The organism is Methylobacter sp. Wu1, assembly GCF_036553575.1.
GTDB lineage: Bacteria > Pseudomonadota > Gammaproteobacteria > Methylococcales > Methylomonadaceae > Methylobacter.
Window position 1 is genome coordinate 61,629 of record NZ_JAZHOC010000053.1, and the last position, 19,024, is coordinate 80,652.

Sequence of the window (19,024 nt, forward strand, 5' to 3'; positions counted from 1 at the left end):
TAATTAATAAAATGTTACTGCAGCGAATTATAACCGCCTCAATATTGGCTCTTTTGGTCGTACTGGCTGTGTTCCAGTTGCCCTCGGAGTATTTTTCATTAGTTTTAGGATTGATCATTTTGGTTGCCGCCTGGGAATGGAGCAATCTGGCAGGCATCAGATCACCGTTGAAGCGGGGCTTGTTGTTACTGGCGCTGGTTCTGCCGATGCTGGGCCTTCATTTCTGGACCTATTTCCTCGAGCTGATTGCGCAAAGCTTCGATTGGCCCGAAGTCAGGAGTTATTCGGGTGCGCTGGAATGGCTGGTTATCCCGCCGGTACTGTTCTGGATACTGGCCATGATACTGATCAGGAGCAGACCGTCGGAGATGTTGAAACTGCAGATGGGAACGCGTTATAAAGCGCTGATCGGCTGGTTCGTCTTATTGTCGGCCTGGTTGTTTTTGAGCCGGCTGAGAGCCATATGGGGCGAGGGAATGGTGCTTTATTTCCTGCTCCTGATCTGGGCCGCCGATATTGCAGCCTACTTCATCGGCAAGAAATACGGGCAAACCAAGCTGTCGCCTGAAATCAGCCCCGGCAAGACAGTAGCCGGCATGTATGGCGCTTTAATAGCCGGTGTGGTTTGCGCCGTTGCTCTAAGCCTGTTCTATGGTTATAACTTTATGATCGCATCGGACTTCATTCTGCTGTCCGTATTGACGGTCCTGGTTTCCATTTATGGCGATTTGTTTTTCAGCCTCGCCAAGCGCCAGCGCGGCGTAAAAGACAGCGGTTCCATCCTGCCGGGACATGGCGGCATTTTGGATCGCATCGACAGCCTCATTGCCGCAGCGCCGTTTTTCTATGCCGGTATTTTCCTGATGTCTGGGTTAGTGGCATGAAGAAAGGCATTTGCATACTCGGAGCGACCGGCTCGATCGGCGTCAGTACGTTGGATGTGGTGGCCAGGCATGCCCATCTTTACAAGGTCGTCGCCTTAACGGCCAATACCAATACCGATACCTTGTACGAACAATGTCTGGCGCATCGCCCTGAATACGTCGTTATTGTTGATGAGGCCAAGGTTCAGGCATTCAAGGACAAGCTTAAGAATTCACCGGTCCCGGACATTAAAGTCCTGTCCGGCGCCCATGCGTTGGAGCATGTTGCCACGCTGGACAACGTCGATTCGGTCATGGCGGCTATCGTCGGCGCGGCGGGACTGCTGCCCAGCCTGGCTGCGGCAAAGGCCGGCAAAACCGTATTGCTGGCTAATAAAGAAGCGCTGGTCATGTCCGGCGATATTTTCATGCAGGCCATAGCTGATTCGGGGGCGCAGTTGCTGCCGATCGACAGCGAGCACAATGCAATATTCCAGTGTATGCCGGCCGGTTATAAAACCGGGGTGCGGGCCAAGCAGGCCAGACGCATCCTGCTCACTGCTTCGGGCGGCCCGTTCCGCGAGATGCCGCTGGAACAAATGCCGCATGTGACGCCGGCTCAAGCGGTCGCTCATCCCAATTGGGACATGGGCAAGAAAATTTCAGTCGATTCGGCCACGATGATGAACAAAGGTCTGGAAATGATCGAAGCCTGTCTTCTGTTCAATATGACCCCGGACCAAATACAGGTAGTCATCCATCCGCAAAGCGTCATCCATTCAATGGTCGATTATGTGGACGGTACTGTGCTGGCGCAGATGGGCAATCCTGATATGCGCGTTCCTATCGCCCACTCCCTGGCTTGGCCGGAACGGTTCGAATCCGGCGTGGAGCCGCTGAATATTTTCGAAGTCCGCCGCATGGATTTCCAGGAGCCGAATCTGGAGCGCTTTCCCTGCCTGCGTCTGGCGTATGAGGCCATCAATGCCGGCGGGATTATGCCGACCGTATTGAATGCCGCCAATGAAATAGCGGTGGACGCTTTTTTGAATGAGCGCGTGCGCTTTACCGATATTCCGGTCATCATTGAGCGCTGCATGCAGCAATTTGAAGTCAAACCGGCCGACAGTCTGGAAATTATTCTGGACGTGGATAAACAAGCCAGAAAGTTGTCTAATAAAATTATTGACGAGCTTATTGGTTAAAGGACTTCATGCATACTCTGTTTTATTTCATCATTGCTATCGGTATTCTTGTTTCATTTCATGAATTTGGGCACTTTTGGGTAGCCCGCAGAGCCGGAGTCAAAGTGCTCAGGTTTTCCGTAGGTTTCGGCAGAGTATTGTGGTCCTACCGGAAAGATCCTGAGTCAACAGAGTATGTCATATCGGCCATTCCGCTGGGCGGTTATGTCAAAATGGTCGATGAACGCGAGGGCGAGGTCAAAAAAGAGGATCTGCCTTATGCCTTTAATCAGCAATCGGTGCTGACAAGAGCGGCCATCGTGGCGGCAGGGCCCGTGTTTAACCTGATGCTTGCCGTTGTTTTGTTCTGGAGCGTATTGGTCATCGGCGAAGTCGGCATAAAACCGGTGCTCGGTCCGGTGGAACAGGGCACGCTGGCGGCAGAGGCTGGCTTTGCAGAAGGCGACGAGATCATCTCCGTCAATGGCAAAGCGACGCCGACCTGGGCCGAAGCCTTGAGCGTTTTGGTCGCTTCCGCACTCGATAGCGGAGAGCAAGTAGAAGTCAAAGTCAGAAATTTTGAAGATGCGCAAAGCACCAAAATTTTGAGGATTCCAGAAAAAGATAGCACCGATCCTGATGTCTTATATAAGCGATTGGGTTTTAAACCCTGGACGCCAAAACTGAAGCCGGTCATAGGGCAAGTGCTCGCCAATGGCGCGGCATCTGAAGCCGGCTTTCAGACAGGCGACCTGATCATCAGCGCTGACGGTACTGAAATCAATGACTGGATGCAGTGGGTGGAGTATGTAAAAAGCCATCCCGGCGTAGCGGTCAAGGTGATTATCGAACGCGATGACAGACGCATGCCGATAACGCTGACGCCTAAGCGCGTCACGTCCGGACAGAAGACTGAAGGAAAAATCGGCGCGTCCGTCCAGGTGCCGGAAGGTCTGACGGATTCCATGCGTGCCGAATATTCCTTATCGCCGCTCCAGGCAGTGCCTGCCGCTTTCGAAAAAGCTTATTATTATTCCGTCTCAACCTTGAAAATGATGGGCAAAATGCTGGTCGGCAAGGCTTCTGTTGAAAATTTAAGCGGCCCCATCAGTATTGCCCAGTTTGCCGGACAGTCTGCCACGATGGGTCTAACCCATTTCCTGAAATTCCTTGCCTTGGTGAGCGTCAGTCTCGGCGTGCTCAATCTGTTGCCTATACCGGTGCTGGATGGCGGGCATTTAATGTTTTTCGGCATAGAAGCCATTAAAGGCAGTCCTGTTCCGGAAAAAGCACAACTTTTCTTTCAACAGATTGGCATGGCCTTGCTGTTTTTTCTAATGGTATTCGCCATGATTCTGGATATTGGGCGTTTGTTTCAATAATAAAATTACTGTTTAATAACTGATGCTATGCGGCAACCTGACTTCGGCCAATATCCGCCCCCGTAAATACCTTTATATATAATTCACCGGAACGTTAAAAGAGAGGTACGCAATGCGTACCCTACAATGCAAAGGAAAAAAACGAGAAGACCATGAAAAAAGTTATCAAGATTGCCGCACTATCACTATTCGGCCTGACCTTGCCTGTCGCTCAGGCAGATGAAAATGCCATCCGGCAGGCATTCTCAACGTCCATGCCTGAAGTAAAAATCGATTCCGTCAAACCTTCCGAGATAAAAGGTCTCTATGAGGTTGCAATCGGCGCGAATATTTTTTATGTCTCTGATGACGGCAAATATTTACTGCAGGGCCATCTAATCGATGTAGCGAAGCGTACCGACCTGACGGAAGAAAAATTAGGCAACACGCGCAAACAGGCTCTTGAAAAACTCGGCCAGGATAAAATGATCGTGTTCAAGCCGAAGATAGCTAAATACAAAGTGTATGTTTTTACCGACATCGATTGCGGCTATTGCCGTAAACTGCATTCGGAAATCGATCAGTACATGGCCCAGGGCATCCAGATCCAATACCTGTTTTTCCCGAGAGCCGGCAAGGGTTCGGATTCCTACAACAAAGCCGTTTCCGTCTGGTGTTCTGAAGACCGCAATGCGGCGCTGACAGAAGCCAAAAAAGGCGGAACGCCGGCCGTCAAGACCTGCGACAATCCGGTCGACGAGCACATGCAGCTCGGCGCAGAATTTGAAGCCAGAGGCACGCCGATGATCGTCACCGAAAAAGGCACGATCTATCCGGGCTATATGCCGGCTAAGCAATTGGCCGAGGCTCTGGAAAGCGAAGCGAATCCGAAATAGCATGGCTGGCCGTTAGCGTAAGCCCGGCATAAAGGACTTCGAAGTGCTGGGTTTACCAACCCAGCCTACCCGCTGCCCTGCCAAAATCAAGGCGAAATCCACTGTAGGGGACGCATCGCGTACCTATTCGGGGCTTTCCGGCACACCGCAAGTCCGGAAAGGTACGCGATGCGTACCCTACAGAGCCTAGGGGACTCCAAATGCCGGATTTATCAATCCAGCCTACACCATTTCCTTGAGCCGGTAGAGCAAATCCAAAGCCTGACGCGGACTGAACTCGTCAGGATTCATATCCTCCAGCAAACACACGGCAGGATGGCACTCCTTGGCCGAAAACAGATCCAGCTGATTAACCCCGGTTTCCGCCTGCTGCTCTATATAGGCATTGTTTTCCAGATGCTGTAATTTGGCTTTGGCCTTATCGATCACCGAACGCGGCACTCCGGCCAGGGACGCCACCTGCAGGCCGTAACTCTGATTGGCCGGCCCTTCCTTGACCGCATGCAGAAAAATAATCCGGTCGCCGTGTTCCATGGCATCCAGATGCACATTGTGGATGGTGTCCTGCTCGTCAGCCAGCGTTGTCAGCTCGAAATAATGCGTGGCGAACAGCGTAAACGCCTTCGTTTCCTTGGCCAGATAATCGGCGCAGGCCCAGGCCAGCGACAGGCCATCGAACGTGCTCGTGCCGCGGCCGATTTCGTCCATTAAAATCAGGCTTTTCGAGGTGGCATTGTGCAGGATGTTCGCCGTCTCCGACATTTCCACCATAAACGTCGAGCGGCCGCTGGCCAGATCATCGGAAGCGCCTATGCGCGTGAAAATCTTGTCGACAGGGCCGCAGGTCAGCGCCTTGGCCGGCACATAACAGCCGATATGCGCGATCAGGACGATCAGCGCCGCCTGGCGCATATAAGTGGATTTGCCGCCCATGTTAGGGCCGGTGATGATCAGCATGCGGCGCTGGCCGGAAAACGACAGGTCATTGGGCACAAACGGAATATCGGACACCTGCTCGACCACCAGATGTCGGCCGGCCTCGATATGGATGCCGGGCTCGTCGACCAGTGCCGGTTCGGACAGATTCAGCGTATCGGCGCGCTCGGCAAAATTGACCAGCACATCGAGTTCGGCCAGCGCGGCGGCGCACGCCTGCAGCGGGATCAGGGAGGCGGCGATGATCGAAAGCAGTTCCTCGTACAGGGACTTCTCGAAGGCCAGCGATTTTTCGCGCGCGCTGAGGACTTTATCCTCAAACGCTTTCAGCTCTTCCGTCACATAGCGCTCGACGCCCTTCAGGGTCTGTTTGCGGATGTAATGGCCGGGCACTTTTTCGGCATGCAGGCGTGAAATCTCGATATAGTAACCCTGCACGCGGTTGTAATTGACTTTCAGGTTCGCGATGCCGGTCGCGGCTTTTTCCCGATTCTCCATATCAATCAGAAACTGGTCGGCGTTCTGGCTCAGGTTGCGCAGTTCATCGAGTTCCCGGCTATAGCCCGGCGCGATCACGCCGCCGTCGCGGATCAGAACGGGCGGGTTATCGATGACGGCCTTGTTCAGCAGTTGCAGCATCACCGGCTGCTCGCCGATTTTTTCCCTTAACAGCGTTAATTGCGGATTGTCGCTCGCAGCAAGCACCTGCTGCAGGGCAGGCAGCACCGCCAGCGTATTGCGCAAGACGATCAAATCCCGGGGCCGCGCCGACTTCAGTGCAATGCGCGAGCTGATCCTTTCAATATCGCCGACTTGCCGAAGCTGGGCCTGCACATCGCGGTACAGCTGGCCATCCAATAAGGTAGCGATGCAGGCGTAGCGGTCTTTCAGTATGGCATGATTGCGCAAAGGCCTGTTTATCCAGCGCCGCAGGCAGCGGCTGCCCATGGCCGTAGCGGTCTTGTCCAGCACGCCGAACAGCGTGTATTGCAGTTGCCCGGACGGGTGCGAGTCCAGTTCCAGATTGCGGCGGCTGGCCGCATCGAGCACGATGCTGTCGTCGCTGTTCTCAATGCGTATGCCCTGAATGTGCGGCAGCGCGCCTTGCTGCGTGTCCTTGACGTATTGCAGCAGGGCGCCGGCGGCGGCGATGGCGGCCGGCATGTGCTCGCAGCCGAAACCTTTCAGATCATGCGTGTTGAACTGCTTCAACACCAGCTGCCGCGCGCTTTCGGTCTCGAAATGCCAGGGCGGCCGGCGGCACAGGCCGCTGCGCTGCTTGATGGCGGCCGGCAATGGCCAGTCTTCGCTGAACAACAGCTCGGCAGGATTCAGGCGTCCGATTTCGCCGAGCAGCTGGTCCTCGGATTCAACCTGTTGCAGGATAAAACGGCCACTGGTCAGGTCCAGCGTGGCGATGCCGAATTGATGATTCAGAACGCAGACGGCGACCAGCAGATTATCCTTCCGGTCTTCGAGCAGGGCCTCGTCCGTGACCGTGCCAGGCGTGACGATGCGCACCACCTTGCGCTCGACGGGGCCTTTCGAAGCCGCAGGATCGCCGATCTGCTCGCAGATCGCTACGGATTCGCCGTTGCGCAGCAGTCTGGCGATATAGCCTTCGGCCGCATGGTAAGGAATGCCGGCCATGGCGATTGGCGTGCCGGCCGACTGCCCGCGGCTGGTCAGGGTAATGTCCAGCAGCTGCGCCGCTTTCTTGGCATCGTCATAGAAAAGTTCGTAAAAATCCCCCATGCGGTAAAAAACCAGCGTATCGGGATAATTGGACTTGATGCGCAGATACTGCTGCATCATCGGTGTGTGTGGGGTAGCGGAATTTTGATTTATACTCATGTGCCTATTTTATCCGAAGTCGCAGGGGAGTCACCATCATGGATCACGAATTATTTGAACTGGCTGAACAACTGGGCCGCTCACTGAAAGCCGGCGGAAAAAAAATCGCCACGGCCGAATCCTGCACCGGCGGCTGGATCGCCCAGGCCATCACCGAAGTGCCTGGCAGCTCGGCCTGGTTTGACCGGGGTTTTGTGGCCTACAGCAACGTATCAAAAGTGCAGATGCTGGGCGTCAAGCAGGAAACGCTGAATAAATACGGGGCTGTCAGCGCCGAAACGGCAATGGAAATGGCGCTGGGCGCACTGGAAAACAGCGATGCGGACTGTGCCTGCGCCGTGACCGGCATAGCAGGGCCCGATGGCGGCTCGCCGGAGAAACCTGTTGGCATGGTTTTTATCGCCTGGCAATACAAAGACGGCGGCTGCGAGATAATAAAAAAGCTATTTGCCGGAGATCGGCAGCAAATAAGGCGGCAAACGGTAAAAATGGCTATCGAGGGCATAGCCGACTATAAATTGATGTTGGCGGCAAAGGATTAGGCTGGGTCGACGAGAGTCGATCCGGCAATTATCGCCAATCAATCAGTGGCAACTTGGCTAATATGACGCATTTGTAGAGTCGAATTTATTCGACTGATATGAAGCGATGTAGGGTCGAATTCATTCGACCTGGGACAACCGAGATAGACAGGCAGTGCGAATGAATTCGCACCTACACGCAGGTCGATCGGCTACCCTTTCTTTGAGTTAAATCAATGTTGTCGGCAGCAACCCCGACAATTATTGTCAGTCGACAATACGGCTAACCTGAAAACGCATAAAGTGCGGCGTGGATTCAATAAATTTATCTATGCAAAAGGTTCCGTTTACCAATCTCTTATCGATGGCAAAGCAAGTTCCTGTCCTGTAATTATCGGGAGACAGAAGGAATTCGGTTTTGCCGCCGGCGCGCTTGATGATGAACCCTTCTTTTTCATTGATTTCAATCGGGTAAACATCGCCGTGCAGTATTTCCAGCAGTATGTGCTTCAGGTTCATCACGGACTCGATGCGCAGGTAGCGGACAATCGCCAGCAGCGGTTTTTTATTCTCCTGTATGAAAACCAGCGGTTCACCGATTGCGCAATCCTGGCTGACCTTGGCCATATAAAAGCCGGGACTGTCGGTTTTAAAGGCCCTGGTTTTGATAATAAACGCTGGCCGTTCGTCTTTCAGAAATTTGGTTGTGATAAAACCAAAGGTATTTTTCCCGTCTTCCATCGGCTCGAGTTCCAGCTCGGCTGGTTCCGATTGCTCTTCCAAGGCCCCGCTCAGTTCAAGAATACGATATCTGTTGATCAGCATTTTCAGCAATTGGGCCACCCATGCCGTTCCTATGGCCATATCGCATACAGTGGGATTAGCAGGGTCGGCCGATTCTCGGATCGGCTCATAAGCGGTCAGCCGGTTCAATGTCGACAGGAAGGTTTGGTAATGCGGCAGATGCGCCGTATTTGACTCAAAGTAGCGAATGAGGCCGGTTGTATTGATATACAGGACTCCGTCATTCGTTCTATAGGGATCGATGTATTGTGGGGCTGCAAGCGAATCAGGATGCCAACAGAAAAATGAAGATTCGGAAGGGTTAGTATCCAGTGTCAGCAAACGGCAGAGCTTCCCGGTTGCGTGAAAGATATCGGCAATTTCCGAAGGGGAAAAATCGTAGGCGTTGCAGATGGAGAACAGCAGTACCTGTTTCAGGACTGCTTCAATAGTCAGTTGCCGGTTCAGGCTTGAATCAGTATCCTGAATATCCAGATCAAGGATATCGAGCGCTTTGGCGTTCAGGTAAAGCTCGCTGATTTTTGCCCAGAGCGCGGTATCAGGCGCTTCATAAAACACAGCGTTGCGCCTTATCAGCAGGCAGGCCAGCTGCATGGCTTTATGAATAATTGAAGCTTGCTGTGCTTTGGTCAGCGCGCTGTCATTGCTGATGCTGCAATAAGCGAAACAGAGCGTTTTGGTAAGCTGGATGGAAAAATGAACCAGTTTTCTTGTTTTATCGACAGCATGGGTGGCCTTGTTGCTGGTCGCTATGTGCACAAGGCTGTTGGACGCCATTAAAATGGCCGGCGCCAATTGATCCAGGACTGAATAGAGCGCCGGGGCTTCAATAGCCGAGTTGCTGAGTTTTTTAATAATTGTGTAGAGCTGATTGACTTTGTTGTTAACTGATAAGGGTTCCAATGCAGCCAGCCAGTTGTTTACAGACTCGGAATCCAGCTCAAAAGGGAGGGCATAAGAATCAGACATAAAAATATGAACAGACATATTGTTAAGAATGACTAATTATAGTCAATCTTTATCATGATTGTATTTTTATGCTTGAATTATCACTCCTATATTTTTTAGGTTTGCGAAACGGATCGTGGTTTACCTATAAAAATACCTGAAGGGCGCAAATAAAAACCACCCAACCCGGCGAGAGTTGGATGGTTGATCATGATTAAATGCGGGTTAAGCTTTTTAATCTTGTGGATAGAAAATGCTACCCCCCTCTCTGACTTATTAGCAGAGTTTTGGCTTATCAGTCGAGCAAGTTCCGCCTTTTGTCCATACTAATTTACCATCCGAACCCACTGCTGGAGTTAATGTGTAGGTTTGAGCAGCTAAGCCGCCAGCAGAGGTTGCTGTTGCAGTAATGGCACCAGCAGTAGTAACTGCTATATTAGAAAAATATGTTGAAGCTGAAGGAGCTTCTGGAATGAGGCCGTTATAACCAAGTGCGACGTTAATAATAGATTTATTAGCACCGTCATAACAATCACCATTTTGAACACAGATTTCAATACCGGCTTTAACGCCTGCAGTGGCGTTTACAACTTCTGAGAATTTAGCTTTTAATGTATATTCCTGATAAGCGGGCACAGCAATCGCCGCCAAAATACCGATGATCGCAACAACGATCATTAATTCGATTAAGGTAAAACCTTGTTGTACTTTTCTCATTTGAGTTTTCATGGTGCTTTTCCTTTTTTGCTATGGAAAGTTAGAGTTACGTCAGTAATAATGCAAAGGCCGTGCCAAAATGCGCGAAGCGTGATTTTGCAGGGGTTCAGCGGCAGGAAAGGGTTGGAAGGCTATTTGGCAATACCGTTAAAAATGGCAGACTTTGTCAGTCTGTGACAAAAATGGTCAGTTTGCGGCAGCCTGTCTGATTAACACGCAGTTCATAAAGAAAATTAAGGTAAAAGCTTCGTATACTCCATGTTTGCTAAAAAGTCGCATTAGTTGGGCGGTGCTTTTTCGAGCAAGCAATAACTTATTTGACTGTAGTATCGTCAGTCGTTACTATCCTTTGCATGATTAAAACCTTTGCCAATAAAGAAACCGCTGCGGCTTTTCAAGGTTTGCCTGTTAAGCGATTTCCTTCCGATATTCGCGTTCGAATACGCTCAAAGCTTCAGCAACTTCATGCTGTGGCTTTACTTGATGATTTACGGGTTCCGCCGGGCAATCGGCTTGAATCCCTAAAAGGCGATCGCATCGGCCAATACAGTATTCGTGTTAATGACCAATGGCGCATTTGCTTTATTTGGCGGGATGGCAATGCTTATGACGTTGAAATTATCGACTACCACTAAACCTATGACTATCCATATAGAAGACATTAAACAGCTGGATTACAGTGACATTATTGATGTTGATGCCGCACATGTCCCTATGCAAACACCGGGTCAAATCCTGCTTGAAGATTTTTTGAAGCCTATGGGTATTACCCAATACCGGCTTGCAAAATCAATCGGCGTATCGCAACGCCGTATTGGTGAAATTATTGCCGGCCATCGCTCCATTACCGTTGATACCGGCCTTAGGCTTTCCCGTTTTTTCGGCGTGAGCGACAACTTTTGGACACGATTACAGCTTGATTATGACATAGAAAAAGCAAAACGCTTATTGGCTGATGTCTTGCCTGCTATCCATCCTTTTAATGCTAAGGGTCTGTCATCTACTTCCGATTGATGCAGCGCCGGACGATTTTAAATCGCGATGTATACCCAAAGGGCATAAAGGCATCGCTCTCACAGGGATGGGCTTAATCTGAAGAGATATCGGAAGTTGTTTTTAGCCGAATCCTTAATGAAAAGTGAAAATGATGAAGAGCTTGTCACTAATGATAATATTGGACACGTTAGCGTCAAAATAACATGAGGTTAAAAATATGTCAGCATTTACAGCTCAGGTCTCGGCAGGGGGGCGTATTGTCATTCCTGCGGAAATTCGTCGGAAAATGGGGATTCATTCCGGAGATCAGGTGATATTGTCCTACCATGATGGTGAATTGCACATCTCAACCCGTAAGCAGCGCCTGAAACAGGCTAAGGCTATTGTAAAGGCTTGTGTGGGTAATATTTCATTAGCCGAACAGTTGATTGAAGAGCGCCGGGCCGAGGCCAATGACTAAGCAGGTTGTTTTGGACGCTTCTGCTGTACTTGCCTTTCTTCAAGATGAAAACGGCAGTGAAAAAGTGGATTCGGTTTTGTCAGAAGGCAGGGCCATTATATCCGCCGTTAATTATGCCGAGGTTGTGGGTAAATTGCTTGAAGCAGGGCTGCCGGAGTCTTCAGTAAAAATAGTGATGGAAAATCTGGAATTACAAGTTGAGCCGTTGGATGATCAACAAGCTTGGCAAGCAGGCATGTTGCGGATAAGCACAAGGGAATTCGGTTTGTCACTGGGGGATAGGGCTTGTTTGGCATTGGCTCATATTAAGAATCTTTCCATTATTACGGCTGATAAACAGTGGGATAAACTGAAAACAGATATCAAAATTATCCAGCTTCGTTAATGTAGCTAAAGGTTTAGTGGACTATTAACTGATGTTTCGCACGGGCAGTTTTTTATCCCGTTTGCTGTGGTAGCGATAGGTTGTTAAACCGATTTTCAATCAACTTACGATGTAACTTCATTGCATGGATATGTCCTCGTAGGTGCGAATTCATTCGCACTGCCTGTATATCTCAAGTTGTCCCGGGTCGAATGAATTCGACCCTACACCTGCGTACCATCAGATATCATGATTAAGCATCAATTGATGATTTTCTCGGAGGCTGTATGAGAATTACTATAAATATTGATGACGAGCTTCTGGCGCAAGTCCAGCAGCTTAGCGGTTTGACTGAACGCAACCCGTTGATTCGCGAGGCGCTGTGGGCATTGGTGCAGCGCGAAAGTGCCCGCTGTCTGGCGCAGTTGAGCGGGACTCAACCGGAATTAAAGCCGGTTCCGCGCCGTCAGGGCATTTAAGCGCCTACTTTAGCAGTCTATCGAACATTAGCTTTTATTTCGGTATTTCAAGTTTATCCGCAGGCTTGTGGCTGACGGCGGTCGGAAAAGACACCTCGCCATTCGGAAACTTGGCGCCTTCAGGCCATAAATGGAAAATGATGCCGTCGGTCTTGGCGGCCGCATCGGCGATTTCCTTGGCTTTCTCGGGCGGCACATCATGCACCTGCACGCGGCCGGAGGCGATTTCCACCTTGTGGTCGTGGAAATGCTTGTTCCATTGCTCCAGCGTCACGCCGGAACGCGCGAGTTTCTGGTCGACGAAATATTCGATCTCGACGAGTTCGGCATTGGGGTCGTCCGACAGGAAAATCATGCATTGCAGGATTTCGGGTTTGACCGGTTTGCAATAATGGTGATAGGGGCCGTGCACGGTTCCGTCTTCGTGGCGGTGCGGCGCGGTGACATGAATATTGTAGCCTTCGGCCGGCGTTTTCGGCTTATCTGCGGCGTTCAGGAGGGTAGTGGCAAAGAGTGTTGCTGTGCATGTCGTCATGAGAAAAAACCGTTTTTTCATGGGGATCTCCTCTTTGGCTGATTGCTCAGGGAGGGGCTGATGGAAACAGGGCGTAATACCTCTTTCTTGAGATTAGGCTCTTGAACCTTTGCGCTATTGACAAAATTAGGACTAAAGCGGGAAATGTTTGTTCAAGATTTCAGGCTGCTGGCCGGGTTAGAGCTTTAGCGAAAACCCAGCATAGGGAACTTCGAAAATGCTGGGCTTGTCAATCTAGCCAGCGAGTTGTTAAGCCTGGTTTTTTCATGCCGTTAAATGTCACATCCAGGCACGATTTTTAAGTGTAATATAATCCTTTTTGAAGGCATGACTTTATGGCTGGAGGCAATAGGACGATGAAAAATTACGGCAAAGTGTTATTGAATCTTATGATGGGAATCTGCCTTCTTCTGTATGGTCATGAAACCATTGCCGAGGCCGGCGCAAAACAGGATCAGGCCGAGCGCAGCAAATCAGCCGGCCAAAAAACAGCCGCGCCGGCAGCGGATGCAGGCAATGCCGCCGAATTTCAAAAACCGCTCGATCTTTCCATTCCGTTCAAGATGGCTGACAGCGCCGCACAGAAGATCGGGCAGAATGCCGCCAGGCAGGATCTGTTTGCAGCCAGGAAAAAGCAGCGGGCACTGGAACTGAATGGCGGCGCGGTGATGACGCACGACCCGGAAGGCGAGAAACAGCAAACCGTCGATGGGGCCGGCATTGTTTTCAGCCTGAAACCTTAAGCAGCGGCCGGCTGTCAGCGGCGACACGGCCTAGTTTTCTATATTCAGCTCGATATACGGACAGCACCGGTATTTCGGGTCATAGGACATCAGCAGGAAGGCCCGGTCTATAACCGAGAAATAGCGGAATGTACGATCCGACAGGATCGGGAACGTGTAATCAAAATTGAGGATGGGCTCGTCGGTGTGGATGAGCACCATATAGGTGTCGTAAGGTCCGCCTTTGATATTTTTGGCGATGTCCTTGGCTTTGAGGCGCCGCGTGATCGAATTGATCAGTTTGTCTTCGTCCCATTCGGCCCATTGCGTGAGGACGCCGTTTTTATAGGCCATGATGGCCTCGGGATCGACCAGTTCCGTCACCTCGACGCCCAGTCGCCTGCCATCGAACAGCAAGGCTTCGCAATCGGGCGGATCATTGCCTCGGCCCCGCGTGCTGGGCTGGTCAAAAAAGGCGACATTCGTTACCTCCAGCGATGCTTTCAGCGAATGCACGATTCTTAATTCTTCCAGCTCCCGATCTTCAGGGTATGCAAAGAAATCGCTGTATCGGCGCCATCTTCTGAGACCTTTCGGCATCAGGTAAGTTATTTCTTTTTCCTTCTCCATAATCAATTTCGACGGGTCAAGGTTTTTGCTAAGTTTCTGATTCTAACGTCAAAATATTACAGCAATGAAATTAATCTTGAATTCTTTGATCAAAATCAGTTCTATTAAAGCTTTAACGAGATTTGCATAGGAGGGTTTAATGGAAATCTTCGATTCAATTAATCTTTATCTGCACACTCATCCGACACTGCTGGCCGAGATGATGTTCCTTTTTCGTCTCAAAGCCTGGATTCTTTGCGGGCTGGCGCTTTATTTCGTTGTCCTGATGCACAGGACCCAGAAGAAAGAGCAGGCCGAGCTTGCCAAAAGGGATGACAATTTTCTGGCCTAGCGCCGGAGGGAATTCAAGGCGCTACCTTTATGCCAACAGAAGCGGCCATATCGATACAAAAGCTGAGCAAAAGCTATGAGGAATCAGGCAGGCGGCATAGCATTTTCACTGATCTGACCCTGGAGGTGAGCCGTGGCGAGTTTATCGTGCTGCTCGGCCGCAGCGGCTCCGGTAAATCGACCTTGCTGAATCTGATCAGCGGCATCGACCCTCCCGATGCCGGCAATGTCATCATCAACGGCACCGATATCACGGCGCTTTCCGAGCACGGACGCACGCTGTTCCGTCGTCATCATCTGGGCTTTATCTTCCAGTCTTATAATCTGATCCCCACCCTGACCGTGGCTGAAAACCTGCTGTTGCCGCTGGAACTGATCAGGCCCTTGGCACAGGCGGACCGCGATAAAGTCGCGGCGCTGCTGGACAAGCTCGGTCTTGCCGACCGTCACGATACTTATCCCGACCGCCTGTCAGGCGGCGAGCAGCAGCGCGTCGCTATCGCCAGAGCCCTGGTTCACGATCCGGACCTGATCCTGGCCGACGAGCCAACCGGCAATCTGGATCTGGAAACCGGCAGCCAGGTTCTGGCGCTACTCGATACGCTGGTCAAAAAAGCCGGCAAGACCCTGATCATGGCGACGCACAGCCGCGAAGTCATCGGTCAGGCCGACCGCATCGTCTCAATCCGCGATAAATCATTGGTTCCGGTTGATGAGCTCTGTCCTTGACCGGGCCAGCCGCAATTTTCTCTGGCGGCATCCCTGGCAACTGGTGCTGGCGCTTCTGGGCATTGCCTTGGGCGTTGCGGTTGTGGTTGCAATCGAACTGGCGATGGAAAGCGCGCTGGCTTCCTTCGACCAGACACGCAAGGCTTTTTCGGGGACGGCAACGCATCGCATCGCGGCCGGCGACGGCGGCCTCGATGAAAAACTCTACACTCGGCTGCGCGTGGAGCAGGGCATACAGCAGTTGTCGCCGATCGTAAGCGGTTATGTGCGGCGGTCCGATGACAGCTTCAGGCTGATCGGCATCGATCCGTTCGTTGAGAAATCCTTTCAATCGGCCTGGCAAAAACAGTACGGCGATGTCGGCTTTCTTGCCCGCCTGATCGCCGAACCCGGCACGGCGCTGGTCAGCGAGCAGACGGCAGCGCGCCTGCATCTTAAAGTCGATGACGAAATCTCGGTCGAGGCCGGCAACGGCGAGCGCCGGTTAAAAATCATCGCCCTGTTGTCGCCATCCCAGGCCATCTCAGAGCAGGCGCTGTCGGGAATGGTCATCACCGACATCGCCACGGCTCAGGAAGTGCTGGGCCTGTATGGCAGGCTTAGTTCCATCGATGCGTTGATCGATAAAGACGCATCCGATACGCTGGCCCGGATACGCCGGATATTGCCGGCCAATGCCTTGCTGCTTTCGGCAGAAGACCAGTCGCAAGCCCTGCGCGAGATGACGCGCGCATTTTCGATCAACCTGAAGGCCTTGGGGCTGCTGTCGCTGCTGGTCGGGCTGTTCCTGATCTATAACACGATGACGTTTCTGGTCGTGCAGCGCCGGCGCCTGATCGGCAGTTTGCGCGCCCTGGGCGTCACGCGGCGGCAGATCTTTCAATTGATTATCAATGAAGCCTTCTGGCTGGCGGCAGCCGGCACGGCGATCGGCATCGCGCTTGGCATCCTGCTGGCTCAGGGCTTGCTGCATCTGATCTCGGGCACCATCAATGCGGTTTACTTCCGTCTCGATGCGGCTTCTTTAATGATCACGCCCGTGCAATTGGGCAAAGGCATCCTGCTGGGGCTAGGAGCGACCTTGCTGGCCGTGTTGTCGCCCGCCTTGGAAGCGACGCGCTTGCCGCCGACGACGGTGCTGATCAGGTCGCAGCTGGAATCGGGCGTGCGCCGGCTGATCAAAGTGACGGGCATGGCGGGCGGCTTGTTCATACTGGCAGGATTGGCGCTGGCGTTGTGGTCAGGTAAAAGTATTTCGTTAGGGTTGATCGGCATTTTCCTGTTGCTGTTCGGCTTCGCCTTGCTGACGCCGGTTTTCACGCTGATGGTCATGAAATTGGTCGAGCGCGTGTTCGGGCGTATTTCAGGCGTTTTGGGGCGCTTGCCGGCTCGCATGGTATCGGCCGAGATCAGCCGGACCGGCATCGCTATTGCGGCGCTGATGATGGCCGTTGCGGCGACGATCGGCATGGATCTGATGATAGGCAGTTTTCGCCACACGGTGCAGGAATGGCTGCAAGGCGCGCTGCGCGCCGATTTGTATGTGGCGTTGCCGGCCGAGAAGACGCCGGCTTCCGCATCCGAAGCTCATCGCCTGAAAGCAAAACTGGCCGCACACGCCGATGTGCAGATGCTGAGCAGTTTGCTGGCTGTGAACCTGATCGCCAATGATGCGCTTACCAAAGTATCGGTGTATGAGTTGAATCCCCAGGCCCGGCGCGGCTTTGTTTTCAAGCAGGCGGCCGGCCCGGTTTGGGACCGGTTCGAGCGCGAACAGACGGTTATTGTCACGGAACCTTATGCGTATCACCATGACGTCAAAGTCGGCCAGACTATTATGCTGCGCACGGAAAAAAGTCAGCAGCCTTTTGAGGTGATCGCGGTTGAAGCCGATTACAGCGACCAGGGGCATCTGGTGATGAGCCGGCGCAATTATGAGCGCTACTGGCCCGACCTGGGCTATTCGGGCATCGGCGTTTACGCCAAACCCGGCGTGGACCTGAAACGGCTGGAAGACCAGATCGGCCAGTGGCTTAAACCGCCGCAGTCGATACAATCGAACCGGGCGATTTATGAGGCATCGATGGGCTTGTTCGAACAGACGTTCACGATTACGGAAACCTTGCGCTGGCTGTCGGCCATCATCGCATTTGTCGGCGTTTTCAGCGCCCTGATGGCCTTGCAGTTCGAGCGCACGCGGCAATTGGGCGTGTTGCGTGCCATAGGCGTCACGCCGATGCAACTGACGGCGCTGATCATCGGCGAAACCGGGCTGATGGGACTGGTGGCCGGCCTGTTTGCCGTGCCGGTCGGTTATGTTGTCGCGTATGTGCTGATTTTCGTCATTTACTTGCGTTCGTTCGGCTGGACAATGGCTTTTTATGCCAATGTGTCCGTTGTTTATCAAGGGCTGGCGCTGGCGTTTGGCGCCGCTTTGCTGGCGGGCGTCCTGCCGGCGCTGAAAATGGCGCGGACCCGGCCGGCCGAAGCGTTGCGGAACGAGTGATGAAAAAGCTGATTTTTTTAAGTTTGCTCATAGTGCTGGCGGTCCTCTGGTGGCTGCCTGTCAAATTCCCGTTCGATCTCGGACCGGTTCCTGACAAGTCTTTCGGTAAAACTTTGTCGAAAAAAGACGATGTCTTCAGCAATGTATTGTCTGAAAGCGACAAAGGCTTTGCAAGGGCTCTAAAGCCGCGCAAGTTCTCGTTTCCTCTCGATCATGGCGCGCACGATCAATACCGGACCGAATGGTGGTACTTCACCGGCAACCTGAGCAGTGCCGAAGGGCGCAGGTTCGGCTATGAACTGACGTTTTTCCGCTTTGCATTGAGCCCTGACGCGCCGGCATCAAAGTCGGCCTGGCGAAGCAATCAGGTCTATATGGCTCATCTGACCCTGACCGATGCCGAGAAAAACCGTTTTTATACCGACGAGCGTTTCAGCCGCGCCGCCAATGGCCTGGCCGGCGCCTCCGATAAGCAGTATCAGGTCTGGCTTTATGACTGGTCGGCTTCGGCCCGGGATAGCACGGATTTTCCGTTGCGCCTGTCCGCGAAAAGCGATGAATTCGCCATCGATTTTATGCTGACGCCCATGAAGAGGCCGGTTTTTCAAGGCGAGGGCGGCCTGAGCCGGAAAAGTGATGAACCCGGCAACGCCTCGTATTATTATTCCTATACCCGGCTGGCGACCGAGGGCAGCGTGCGCATCGGCGATACTCTGTTTTCGGTAACTGGCAATAGTTGGATGGACAGGGAATGGAGCACGAGTTCATTGTCTAAGGAGCAGGCTGGATGGGATTGGTTCTCGCTGCAGCTCTCCGATGGCAGCGAATTGATGTTTTACCAGCTCAGGCGCAAGGATGGCAGGGTCGATCGCAACAGTTCCGGTTCCATCGTGCTGGCCGACAATGTCAAAGTGCCGCTTAAGGCGCAGGATGCTGCGGTCGAAGTTTTGGCTACCTGGACGAGCCCGCATTCGAAGATCCGCTATCCGTCATTGTGGCGCCTGAGCGTGCCGGGCCAGCGGCTTGAGCTTGATGTCGCGCCGCTGATAAACGACCAGGAACTCAATGTCAGCGTCAGGTATTGGGAAGGCGCGGTCAGCGTCAAAGGGACAAAAAATGGCAGGCCGGTTTCAGGCCAGGGCTATGTCGAGTTGACAGGGTACTAATATGCATTACATGTAGGCTGGGT

At 52.4% G+C, this 19,024-nt stretch carries 20 protein-coding genes; 15 read left to right on the forward strand and 5 right to left on the reverse strand.

Annotation, left to right across the window (positions count from 1 at the left end; translation table 11 throughout):
* Positions 1 to 11 precede the first annotated feature (11 nt).
* The 4 genes from V2P20_RS09920 (at position 12) to V2P20_RS09935 (ending at position 4,304) form a co-directional block, all read left to right on the forward strand.
* Entirely contained in the window at positions 12 to 884 is an 873-nt protein-coding gene (locus tag V2P20_RS09920; RefSeq protein ID WP_331818040.1) for a phosphatidate cytidylyltransferase, read from the forward strand.
* Positions 881 to 2,068 (forward strand): 1-deoxy-D-xylulose-5-phosphate reductoisomerase, encoded by a 1,188-nt coding sequence (gene ispC, locus V2P20_RS09925; protein WP_331818041.1) that lies wholly within the window; start codon positions 881 to 883, stop codon positions 2,066 to 2,068. Before V2P20_RS09920 ends, ispC begins: the two co-directional genes overlap by 4 nt.
* Before the next feature lie 8 nt (positions 2,069 to 2,076).
* On the forward strand, positions 2,077 to 3,429 hold the full coding sequence (gene rseP / locus V2P20_RS09930) for an RIP metalloprotease RseP (RefSeq protein ID WP_331818042.1): 1,353 nt from the start codon (positions 2,077 to 2,079) through the stop codon (positions 3,427 to 3,429).
* Positions 3,430 to 3,581: 152 nt separating this feature from the next.
* Positions 3,582 to 4,304, forward strand: a complete 723-nt coding sequence (locus V2P20_RS09935) for a DsbC family protein (protein ID WP_331818043.1) — start codon at positions 3,582 to 3,584, stop codon at positions 4,302 to 4,304.
* A 222-nt stretch (positions 4,305 to 4,526) separates the two neighbouring features.
* Here V2P20_RS09935 and mutS read toward each other — a convergent pair whose 3' ends face one another.
* Positions 4,527 to 7,094, reverse strand: coding sequence for a DNA mismatch repair protein MutS (mutS, locus tag V2P20_RS09940; RefSeq protein WP_331818044.1), 2,568 nt, complete (start codon positions 7,092 to 7,094; stop codon positions 4,527 to 4,529).
* 38 nt (positions 7,095 to 7,132) lie between these two features.
* Here mutS and V2P20_RS09945 point away from each other — a divergent pair, with 38 nt between their 5' ends.
* A complete protein-coding gene (locus V2P20_RS09945) occupies positions 7,133 to 7,636 on the forward strand; it encodes a CinA family protein (protein ID WP_331818045.1) in 504 nt (167 codons plus the stop codon).
* 246 nt (positions 7,637 to 7,882) lie between these two features.
* Here V2P20_RS09945 and V2P20_RS09950 read toward each other — a convergent pair whose 3' ends face one another.
* On the reverse strand, positions 7,883 to 9,388 hold the full coding sequence (locus V2P20_RS09950; RefSeq protein WP_331818046.1) for a hypothetical protein: 1,506 nt from the start codon (positions 9,386 to 9,388) through the stop codon (positions 7,883 to 7,885).
* Between the two features lie 255 nt (positions 9,389 to 9,643).
* The gene (locus tag V2P20_RS09955; protein WP_331818047.1) at positions 9,644 to 10,096 is read right to left on the reverse strand and encodes a prepilin-type N-terminal cleavage/methylation domain-containing protein; all 453 of its coding nucleotides are present in this window, start codon (positions 10,094 to 10,096) and stop codon (positions 9,644 to 9,646) included.
* A gap of 305 nt (positions 10,097 to 10,401) precedes the next feature.
* Here V2P20_RS09955 and V2P20_RS09960 point away from each other — a divergent pair, with 305 nt between their 5' ends.
* The 5 genes from V2P20_RS09960 to V2P20_RS09980 all read left to right on the forward strand — a co-directional run bounded on the left by V2P20_RS09960 (position 10,402) and on the right by V2P20_RS09980 (position 12,383).
* Positions 10,402 to 10,719, forward strand: coding sequence for a type II toxin-antitoxin system RelE/ParE family toxin (locus V2P20_RS09960; RefSeq protein WP_331818048.1), 318 nt, complete (start codon positions 10,402 to 10,404; stop codon positions 10,717 to 10,719).
* Positions 10,691 to 11,098: a HigA family addiction module antitoxin gene (locus V2P20_RS09965; RefSeq protein ID WP_331818049.1), complete on the forward strand. Its 408-nt coding sequence runs from the start codon at positions 10,691 to 10,693 to the stop codon at positions 11,096 to 11,098. The genes V2P20_RS09960 and V2P20_RS09965 overlap by 29 nt, the downstream gene beginning before the upstream one ends.
* A gap of 199 nt (positions 11,099 to 11,297) precedes the next feature.
* A complete protein-coding gene (locus V2P20_RS09970) occupies positions 11,298 to 11,540 on the forward strand; it encodes an AbrB/MazE/SpoVT family DNA-binding domain-containing protein (protein ID WP_331818050.1) in 243 nt (80 codons plus the stop codon).
* Positions 11,533 to 11,925: a type II toxin-antitoxin system VapC family toxin gene (locus V2P20_RS09975; RefSeq protein WP_331818051.1), complete on the forward strand. Its 393-nt coding sequence runs from the start codon at positions 11,533 to 11,535 to the stop codon at positions 11,923 to 11,925. The genes V2P20_RS09970 and V2P20_RS09975 overlap by 8 nt, the downstream gene beginning before the upstream one ends.
* A 266-nt stretch (positions 11,926 to 12,191) precedes the next feature.
* Complete coding sequence (locus V2P20_RS09980) at positions 12,192 to 12,383, forward strand: type II toxin-antitoxin system VapB family antitoxin (RefSeq protein WP_331818052.1); 192 nt, start codon at positions 12,192 to 12,194, stop codon at positions 12,381 to 12,383.
* A gap of 34 nt (positions 12,384 to 12,417) precedes the next feature.
* On the opposite strand, the gene V2P20_RS09985 is transcribed toward V2P20_RS09980, so the two are convergent.
* A complete protein-coding gene (locus tag V2P20_RS09985; protein WP_331818053.1) occupies positions 12,418 to 12,939 on the reverse strand; it encodes a DUF1264 domain-containing protein in 522 nt (173 codons plus the stop codon).
* Between the two features lie 335 nt (positions 12,940 to 13,274).
* Here V2P20_RS09985 and V2P20_RS09990 point away from each other — a divergent pair, with 335 nt between their 5' ends.
* Positions 13,275 to 13,661 (forward strand): hypothetical protein, encoded by a 387-nt coding sequence (locus V2P20_RS09990; protein WP_331818054.1) that lies wholly within the window; start codon positions 13,275 to 13,277, stop codon positions 13,659 to 13,661.
* Positions 13,662 to 13,691: 30 nt separating this feature from the next.
* On the opposite strand, the gene V2P20_RS09995 is transcribed toward V2P20_RS09990, so the two are convergent.
* On the reverse strand, positions 13,692 to 14,270 hold the full coding sequence (locus V2P20_RS09995) for a hypothetical protein (protein WP_331818055.1): 579 nt from the start codon (positions 14,268 to 14,270) through the stop codon (positions 13,692 to 13,694).
* Between the two features lie 139 nt (positions 14,271 to 14,409).
* On the opposite strand from V2P20_RS09995, the gene V2P20_RS10000 reads away from it, so the two are divergent.
* Genes V2P20_RS10000 through V2P20_RS10015 form a run of 4 tightly spaced genes read left to right on the forward strand, consistent with a single transcriptional unit; the run spans position 14,410 to position 19,001 of the window.
* Entirely contained in the window at positions 14,410 to 14,601 is a 192-nt protein-coding gene (locus tag V2P20_RS10000) for a hypothetical protein (protein WP_331818056.1), read from the forward strand.
* Between the two features lie 29 nt (positions 14,602 to 14,630).
* A complete protein-coding gene (locus V2P20_RS10005) occupies positions 14,631 to 15,329 on the forward strand; it encodes an ABC transporter ATP-binding protein (protein WP_331818057.1) in 699 nt (232 codons plus the stop codon).
* A complete protein-coding gene (locus V2P20_RS10010; RefSeq protein ID WP_331818058.1) occupies positions 15,313 to 17,835 on the forward strand; it encodes an FtsX-like permease family protein in 2,523 nt (840 codons plus the stop codon). The genes V2P20_RS10005 and V2P20_RS10010 overlap by 17 nt, the downstream gene beginning before the upstream one ends.
* Positions 17,835 to 19,001 carry a lipocalin-like domain-containing protein gene (locus tag V2P20_RS10015; RefSeq protein WP_331818059.1) on the forward strand — a complete coding sequence of 389 codons (1,167 nt, stop codon included), beginning with the start codon at positions 17,835 to 17,837 and terminating at the stop codon, positions 18,999 to 19,001. Before V2P20_RS10010 ends, V2P20_RS10015 begins: the two co-directional genes overlap by 1 nt.
* Positions 19,002 to 19,024: the final 23 nt, after the last annotated feature.

Coding starts and splice junctions, on each gene's coding strand:
- V2P20_RS09990 (WP_331818054.1), top strand. CDS start 13,275: ATGAAAAATTACGGCAAAGTGTTATTGAATCTTATGATGGGAATCTGC.
- mutS (WP_331818044.1), bottom strand. CDS start 7,094: ATGAGTATAAATCAAAATTCCGCTACCCCACACACACCGATGATGCAG.
- V2P20_RS09920 (WP_331818040.1), top strand. CDS start 12: ATGTTACTGCAGCGAATTATAACCGCCTCAATATTGGCTCTTTTGGTC.
- rseP (WP_331818042.1), top strand. CDS start 2,077: ATGCATACTCTGTTTTATTTCATCATTGCTATCGGTATTCTTGTTTCA.
- V2P20_RS09935 (WP_331818043.1), top strand. CDS start 3,582: ATGAAAAAAGTTATCAAGATTGCCGCACTATCACTATTCGGCCTGACC.
- V2P20_RS09995 (WP_331818055.1), bottom strand. CDS start 14,270: ATGGAGAAGGAAAAAGAAATAACTTACCTGATGCCGAAAGGTCTCAGA.
- V2P20_RS09945 (WP_331818045.1), top strand. CDS start 7,133: ATGGATCACGAATTATTTGAACTGGCTGAACAACTGGGCCGCTCACTG.
- V2P20_RS09965 (WP_331818049.1), top strand. CDS start 10,691: ATGACGTTGAAATTATCGACTACCACTAAACCTATGACTATCCATATA.
- ispC (WP_331818041.1), top strand. CDS start 881: ATGAAGAAAGGCATTTGCATACTCGGAGCGACCGGCTCGATCGGCGTC.
- V2P20_RS10015 (WP_331818059.1), top strand. CDS start 17,835: ATGAAAAAGCTGATTTTTTTAAGTTTGCTCATAGTGCTGGCGGTCCTC.
- V2P20_RS09980 (WP_331818052.1), top strand. CDS start 12,192: ATGAGAATTACTATAAATATTGATGACGAGCTTCTGGCGCAAGTCCAG.
- V2P20_RS09985 (WP_331818053.1), bottom strand. CDS start 12,939: ATGAAAAAACGGTTTTTTCTCATGACGACATGCACAGCAACACTCTTT.
- V2P20_RS10000 (WP_331818056.1), top strand. CDS start 14,410: ATGGAAATCTTCGATTCAATTAATCTTTATCTGCACACTCATCCGACA.
- V2P20_RS09950 (WP_331818046.1), bottom strand. CDS start 9,388: ATGTCTGATTCTTATGCCCTCCCTTTTGAGCTGGATTCCGAGTCTGTA.
- V2P20_RS10005 (WP_331818057.1), top strand. CDS start 14,631: ATGCCAACAGAAGCGGCCATATCGATACAAAAGCTGAGCAAAAGCTAT.
- V2P20_RS09970 (WP_331818050.1), top strand. CDS start 11,298: ATGTCAGCATTTACAGCTCAGGTCTCGGCAGGGGGGCGTATTGTCATT.
- V2P20_RS09975 (WP_331818051.1), top strand. CDS start 11,533: ATGACTAAGCAGGTTGTTTTGGACGCTTCTGCTGTACTTGCCTTTCTT.
- V2P20_RS09955 (WP_331818047.1), bottom strand. CDS start 10,096: ATGAAAACTCAAATGAGAAAAGTACAACAAGGTTTTACCTTAATCGAA.
- V2P20_RS10010 (WP_331818058.1), top strand. CDS start 15,313: ATGAGCTCTGTCCTTGACCGGGCCAGCCGCAATTTTCTCTGGCGGCAT.